The organism is Flavobacterium sp. SOK18b (assembly GCF_014156605.1).
GTDB classification, from domain to species: domain Bacteria; phylum Bacteroidota; class Bacteroidia; order Flavobacteriales; family Flavobacteriaceae; genus Flavobacterium; species Flavobacterium tiangeerense.
This window is the reverse complement of sequence record NZ_QKNZ01000128.1, coordinates 20,775-28,092: the sequence shown is the minus strand read 5'-3', so window position 1 is coordinate 28,092 and position 7,318 is coordinate 20,775. Positions and strand designations below refer to the sequence as shown.

General features: G+C 34.3%; 7 protein-coding genes. All 7 read right to left on the bottom strand.

The genetic code is table 11. The annotated features are described in order from the left end of the window. Positions 1–215: 215 nt before the first annotated feature. The 7 genes from groL to miaB all read right to left on the bottom strand — a co-directional run bounded on the left by groL (position 216) and on the right by miaB (position 6,958). The gene (gene groL, locus DNC80_RS14730) at positions 216–1,847 is read right to left on the bottom strand and encodes a chaperonin GroEL (RefSeq protein ID WP_144889263.1); all 1,632 of its coding nucleotides are present in this window, start codon (positions 1,845–1,847) and stop codon (positions 216–218) included. Positions 1,848–1,922: 75 nt separating this feature from the next. Then, on the bottom strand, positions 1,923–2,198 hold the full coding sequence (groES, locus tag DNC80_RS14725; protein WP_144889261.1) for a co-chaperone GroES: 276 nt from the start codon (positions 2,196–2,198) through the stop codon (positions 1,923–1,925). Between the two features lie 139 nt (positions 2,199–2,337). After that, positions 2,338–2,667, bottom strand: a complete 330-nt coding sequence (secG, locus tag DNC80_RS14720; RefSeq protein ID WP_144889259.1) for a preprotein translocase subunit SecG — start codon at positions 2,665–2,667, stop codon at positions 2,338–2,340. Positions 2,668–2,670: 3 nt separating this feature from the next. Continuing rightward, a complete protein-coding gene (locus DNC80_RS14715) occupies positions 2,671–3,516 on the bottom strand; it encodes a tetratricopeptide repeat protein (RefSeq protein WP_182651865.1) in 846 nt (281 codons plus the stop codon). A 97-nt stretch (positions 3,517–3,613) separates the two neighbouring features. Then, positions 3,614–4,117, bottom strand: a complete 504-nt coding sequence (locus DNC80_RS14710; protein WP_182651864.1) for an LptE family protein — start codon at positions 4,115–4,117, stop codon at positions 3,614–3,616. A 58-nt stretch (positions 4,118–4,175) separates the two neighbouring features. Further along, positions 4,176–5,432 carry a sigma-54-dependent Fis family transcriptional regulator gene (locus DNC80_RS14705; protein WP_182651863.1) on the bottom strand — a complete coding sequence of 419 codons (1,257 nt, stop codon included), beginning with the start codon at positions 5,430–5,432 and terminating at the stop codon, positions 4,176–4,178. An 80-nt stretch (positions 5,433–5,512) separates the two neighbouring features. Next, positions 5,513–6,958, bottom strand: coding sequence for a tRNA (N6-isopentenyl adenosine(37)-C2)-methylthiotransferase MiaB (miaB, locus tag DNC80_RS14700; protein ID WP_182651862.1), 1,446 nt, complete (start codon positions 6,956–6,958; stop codon positions 5,513–5,515). Positions 6,959–7,318: the final 360 nt, after the last annotated feature.

The window sequence follows — 7,318 nt, the reverse complement described above, 5'->3', positions numbered from 1 at the left end:
ACACTACATCCTTTTTTTATGTTGAAATTTTAGGAGTTTAAGAGTTTAATATTTACAGGAAGAAATCTTTAGAATTTCCACAGATAAAAATAATCTGAAATTGAATGTTCTAATCTAGGATATACTATATTTTTCATTTCTCTATGTATTAAAAAAAAACCGAAGCAATTTGCTTCGGTTTAATTATATTATAAAGATAATTTTTAAATGAAAGATTACATCATCCCTGGCATTCCACCGCCCATTGGCATTCCACCACCAGCGTTTTCTTCTTTAATGTCAATTAGAGCACACTCTGTAGTTAAGATCATACCAGCTACTGATGCCGCATTTTCTAAAGCTACACGAGTTACTTTTTTAGGATCAATAATTCCAGCAGCAAGCATATCTACATATTCGTCAGTTTTAGCATTATATCCAAAATCTCCTGAACCCTCAGCTACTTTTGCTACTACTACTGAACCTTCAAGACCAGCATTTTCTACAATAGTTCTCAACGGAGCTTCTACAGCGCGGGATACAATTTGTATTCCAGTTGCTTCATCAGCATTATCTGCAATTATGGTGCTTAAAACATTTTTAGCTCTTAATAATGCAACACCACCACCAGCAACAATACCTTCTTCTACTGCAGCACGAGTTGCGTGTAAAGCATCATCAACTCTGTCTTTCTTTTCTTTCATTTCAACTTCAGATGCTGCTCCTACATAAAGTACAGCAACACCACCAGCTAATTTAGCCAAACGCTCTTGTAATTTTTCTTTATCGTAATCAGATGTTGTAGCTTCCATCTGTCCTTTGATTTGGTTTACACGGTTTTTAATCATGTCCGCATCTCCAGCACCACTTACAATAGTTGTATTGTCTTTATCGATAGTTACTTTTTTAGAAGTACCCAACATTTCAATCGTTGTGTTTTCAAGTGTATACCCTCTTTCTTCAGAAATTACAGTTCCACCAGTTAAAATAGCGATGTCTTCTAACATTGCTTTTCTTCTGTCACCAAAACCAGGTGCTTTAACAGCAGCAATTTTTAAAGCTCCTCTTAATTTGTTTACAACTAATGTTGATAAAGCTTCTCCATCTACATCTTCAGCAATGATCAATAATGGTTTACCTGATTGAGCTACGGGCTCAAGAACTGGTAATAATTCTTTTAGTGAAGAAACTTTTTTGTCGTATAAAAGGATATATGGATTCTCTAATTCTACTTCCATTTTTTCAGAATTAGTCACAAAGTATGGAGAAAGGTATCCTCTGTCAAATTGCATTCCTTCTACTACATCAACATACGTATCAGTTCCTTTTGCTTCTTCAACCGTAATCACTCCTTCTTTTCCAACTTTTGCGAAAGCAGTAGCGATTAACTCACCAATTACTTCGTCATTGTTAGCAGAAATTGAAGCAATTTGTTTGATTTTCTCAGAATCACTTCCTACTACTTTTGCTTGCTGTGCTAAGTCGGCAACGATAGCTTCAACCGCTTTATCAATTCCTCTTTTTAAGTCCATTGGATTTGCTCCAGCAGCTACGTTTTTCAAGCCTTCTTTTACGATTGCTTGTGCCAAAACAGTTGCAGTTGTAGTTCCGTCTCCTGCTAAATCATTTGTTTTAGAGGCTACTTCTTTTACCATTTGAGCTCCCATGTTTTCTAATGGGTCTTTCAATTCAATTTCTTTGGCTACAGTAACACCATCTTTGGTTACGTTTGGACCTCCGAATGCTTTTCCAATGATTACATTACGTCCTTTTGGACCAAGGGTTACTTTTACAGCATTTGCTAATGCATCAACACCACGTTTTAATCCGTCACGTGCTTCTATATCAAATTTTATATCTTTTGCCATTTTTTCAAAAATTGTTTAATTGTTTTAAGTATTGAAAGTTTCAATTTTTTTATTCCCTTTATGGGATTCTCTAGACTATACTATTGCTAGAATATCGTCTTCACGCATAATTAAGTAGTCAACACCTTCTAGTTTCAATTCTGTACCAGCATATTTGCCATAAAGTACGGTATCTCCAATTTTCACTGTCATCGTGTGCTCTTTGGTTCCGTTTCCTACTGCAACAACGGTTCCTTTTTGAGGTTTTTCCTTTGCTGTATCAGGAATATAGATACCAGAAGCAGTTTTTGTTTCAGCAGCCATAGGTTCAATTAGAACTCTATCCGAAAGTGGTTTAATGTTTAAATTCATGGTCGTATGTTTTTATATAAAATTAAAAAGTTGTGATTAACGTTTTTCAGAAATTGTGCCATCTTGCTTGAACTGACATATTTTCCTAAAAAAAATGCCAGCTTTGACAGGCTGGCATTTAATATATATGTGATATTATTTATTTTGCTGGAGCTGGAGCTGCTGGAGCGTTTTGTACTGGTGCAGCAGGCGCAGTAGTACTTGTGTTTTCAATTATTTTAGAATCAGTATCACTTAGTGTTCCTGTAAAACTTAAACTTGAAAACAAAATCAATAATATAAGAACCGTTGCTAAAGTCCATGTACTTTTATCTAAAAAATCAGTTGTTTTTTGAACTCCACCTAGCATTTGAGAACCTCCAATGTTTGAAGATAATCCTCCACCTTTAGGGTTTTGAACCATTATGACTACGATTAATAAAAAACATACTATAGTTATTAAAACTAAAAAAATTGAAAATGTGCTCATTGTTTAATTATTATTATGTTGTAAAATCTTAATATCCGAAATGCGGTTCGCAAAGAAACTACTTTTTTCTGGATATTTCAAAATTAATATTTCATAAGCTTGAATTGCTTTTTGATATTTTTTTTGTTCTAAATATACTCGTGCGAGCGTTTCTGTCATTAATGATGAATTATCAGTAGTATTGATATCAATGGTAATAGGTATTGATACACCATGCTTTCCAGGTGTGATTTTGGGACTGGTCTCTATAAACTTGTCAATTAGTTCTAGTTTTTTTCTTTTTTCCTCATCCATTAAAGTTTCTGGTTCTGGTGCTGTTTCGTCACGTTTTATTGGCTCGGTACGAGATAATTGAAGCCATTCCTGAAACGAATGTTGTTCTTGTTTTGAAAAATCAAGTGGAGTTCCTATGGCTAGTTTTTCCTCTATTTGGTGGGATTGTTCCTCGGGCGCTACAGTGCTAGATTTAGAAATTGAGGTTAAAATCGATTCTTCAAGAGTATTAATTTTTTGATCTAATTTTTTTTCTGGAACAATTGTTTCGCTGTCAATTACTTGAATTTCTAGCATTTCTTTAGCTTTCTTTTCATACAAACTAGTATGTATTGAAATAAAAGTATCAGATGTTATAAAGTCAAACAATATTGATCGGTCTGTGGTATAGGCAGCAGTGCGTTTTAAGGCATTGTTGTACTTGTAACTGTCTTGGTTGTAAAGCCCTTTAAGCTGTAATGCTCGTGCACTTTGAAAATACGGAAATTCATCTATTACCTTTTCTAAATCTTGTGTTTGTTGCACATGAATAGTATCCGGTTTATTAATGATATGGATAAAGTCAGTTACATTCATTTTTTAATTGTTCAATGTTCGGTAATCTCTTTTTTGCTAGAGTTTTTATTCAGTGCTCAAAATGGATTTATGAACTAATTTTTTAATAGATCTTAATTTACCATTTAGCTAATGACTCATTAAATATTTCTTGAGTAATTCTTTCAAAAATTTCTTTTAAGGCATTATTCAAAGTTGCTCCGGTAAGCTGTTGGTCTGCGGGATAATCAAAAAAGAAGGAGAATGGTTTTTCAAAATTATCTGTTTCTTTCTTCTTGTTTGTGAAACGAACATTAACTCTAATAGTTAGTCTATTTTGAGCAGCACGTTGATCAGCAGTTGCTGTCATTGGACTAATTCTGTAATCTATAATTTCTCCTTCGTAACTCAAATCGGCACCATTTTTTACCAAGTTTAAATTAGTCTGATTTTGAATTAAGTCTTGAAGTTCAAGTGTAAATGTTCTGTCAATACCAGGTTCAATAAGTTCAGCATTGTTTTGAAAAAAACCTACCTGAAACGTTTCGGCATCAATTTTACCGGTCCCCGTGAAGTTGTAAACAGAGCACCCTTGTAATGAGGAAACGAGTAGGATAACAAATATAAATTTTAAGTATTTCATGTAAAAGAGTAATAGTTAATTTCTGTTTGTTTGACCTGTTAAGTCTAATAACATTGAGTTACAAGTCAAATTGTTTGATTTTTCTATATAAAGTGCGCTCCGATATTCCTAATTCATCTGCTGCTGCCTTGCGTTTTCCTTTATTTTTTTCCAATGATTTTTTGATCATTTCTATTTCTTTCTGCTCTAGTCTCAAAGTTTCTTCCTCCTCGATTGTTTCGGCAAATAAATAGTTCTCTTCTGGTTCTTGGTACAAACTTTCGTTATTCAAAGTTGTAATTTGGTTGTTTCTAGGAGATTCTTCAAAGTCTATTTCATTATCATTTTCGTTTGAGCCGTAAATCTTTTTGATCAAACTTTGATTCGTCTCTTGTACTTTTGAACTCCCATTCTGAATCAGTTCCAAAGTCAATTTTTTCAAATCATTCAAATCACTTTTCATATCAAAAAGGACTTTGTATAAAATCTCTCTTTCCGTACTGAAATCGTTTTCACTTTTTTTATCCTTGATTACGGATGGTAAGTTGCTGCCTTGTTCTGGCAAGTAAGATTGCAATGTAGTAGCTGTAATATCTCTGCTTGTCTCTAAAACTGAAATTTGTTCAGCCACATTTCGTAACTGGCGAATGTTACCGCTCCAACGGAATTTTTGCAACACTTGTACAGCACTTTCCTCTAATTTTAGTGGTGGCATTTTATACTTGTGTGCAAAATCAGCAACAAACTTTCTGAATAATAAGTGAATGTCGTCTTTTCTATCTCTTAAAGGAGGTAAGGTGATATCAACGGTACTCAATCTGTAGTATAAATCTTCTCTGAATTTTCCTTTTTCAATGGCATCAAATAAATTTACATTGGTAGCAGCCACAATTCGAACATCAGTTTTCTGTACCTGAGAAGAACCTACCTTAATAAACTCACCATTTTCAAGAACACGCAATAAGCGTACTTGTGTGGTAAGTGGTAATTCTCCCACTTCATCAAGGAAAATGGTGCCTCCATCAGCCACTTCAAAGTAGCCTTCTCTGGTACTTGTAGCGCCCGTAAAGGCTCCTTTCTCGTGACCAAAGAGCTCACTATCTATAGTTCCCTCGGGAATTGCTCCACAGTTTACGGCAATGTATTTTCCGTGTTTTCTATGCGAAAGGGAGTGTATGATTCTCGGTATATTTTCTTTACCCACGCCGCTCTCACCGGTTACTAGCACAGTGATATCAGTAGGGGCAACTTGTATGGCTTTTTCTATGGCACGATTGAGTTTTGGGTCATTCCCAATAATTTCAAAGCGCTGTTTTATTGACTGAACTGATTCCATTTTATTTTTGTTTAAAGTTTTGTTAGTTTCAAGTTTCAGGTTTCACAATGAAACTTAAATCTTAACTTTTCAAACTTTTCTTAATTCATATCACTCAAACCAACTGCTATTCCTTTTAACGTTCCAGAGGTGCAGCTTTCAATTTTTACATTAACAAAATCTCCAATGTTGTAATTCTCTTTTGGAAAAACTACCGTTATACTCTGCGAATTTCTTCCAGAGAATTCTTCTGTTGATTTTTTAGAAACTTTTTCGACTAAAACTTCTACTGTTTGACCTATGAATTCTTCACTTCTAAACCAAGCGTGTTTTTGTTGTAAATCTACAATTTCTTGCAATCTACGGGCTTTAGTTTCATCGTTAACATCATCTTCCATTTTTCTTCCAGCCAATGTCCCTGGACGCTCCGAATACGAATACATATAACCAAAATTATACTTCACGTACTCCATTAAACTCATTGTGTCTTTATGATCTTCTTCAGTTTCTGTGGGAAAACCCGCTATCATGTCTTGCGAAATAGAGCAATTCGGAATTATAGTCCTAATTCTATCTATCAAAGTCATGTATTCTTCACGAGTATGCAAACGGTTCATTTCTTTGAGGATTCGGTTGCTTCCAGACTGAACCGGTAAATGAATGTGTTTGCAAATATTAGGATGCTTAGCAATAACATGCAATACACTTTCATGCATGTCTTGTGGATTAGAAGTTGAAAATCGAATTCTCATTTTAGGGAAACCTACAGCAACCATCTCAAGCAATTGATCAAAATCAACAGCTGTAGCTTTTTGCATTTCGCTAGCATTTTCGAAATCTTTTTTCAAACCACCACCGTACCACAGGTAGCTGTCTACGTTTTGTCCGAGTAAGGTAATTTCTTTAAAACCTTTGTCCCATAAGTCTTGAATCTCTGCTATGATGCTTTGGGGTTCACGGCTGCGTTCTCGGCCACGGGTAAATGGCACTACACAAAAAGTACACATGTTATCGCAACCACGAGTAATCGAAACTAAGGCCGTAATCCCGTTGCTCATTAATCTTACCGGTGAAATATCACCATAGGTTTCGTCTTTTGATAAAATAACATTTATGGCATCTCTACCTTCCTCAACTTCTTGTAATAAATTGGGTAAATCTTTGTAAGCATCTGGACCTACAACAAGATCTACAATTTTTTCTTCCTCAAGAAATTGACTTTTCAAACGTTCTGCCATACAGCCCAAAACCCCAACTTTCATTTTAGGGTTAATGCGTTTTACGGCATTGTATTTCTCTAAACGTTTTCTAATGGTTTGCTCTGCTTTATCGCGAATAGAACAGGTATTTACAAGAACTAAGTCGGCATCCTCCAGAACTTGTGTGGTATTATATCCATTTCCAGATAAAATGGAAGCTACAATCTCGCTATCCGAAAAATTCATCGCGCAGCCGTAGCTTTCTATAAAAAGTTTCTTTGTATTCTCAGGTTTGTTTTCTAAAACAAGACTTTCGCCTTGTTTGCTTTCTTCAATAATCTTTTCCATGCTATTTTTTCAAAGGACAAAGATAAGCTAAAACAAATAAATGTGACAACTTGTCAGATTAAGAATTAACAGTATTTTAAGTTTGATTTTTTATAACTATTCCTGTTTTCAATTTAATCTTTCTCTTGAGGTTTGCTAAAAAAAAGATTTTTCTCTGATGATTATTTTAAACGGGAAATACCACTTTTTTTTGCTTACATATTTAGTGTTTAATTTAAATTCGATTAATCTTAAATGCAATATAGGTAGTATTTAGTAAACATACCTAAAAGGGTTTATTGACTACATGAAAGTAGCTATGAATAAGGGTCAATTAATTCAAATGTTATTTCAAAAGCTTAATATTTAAAAAAAATAGAT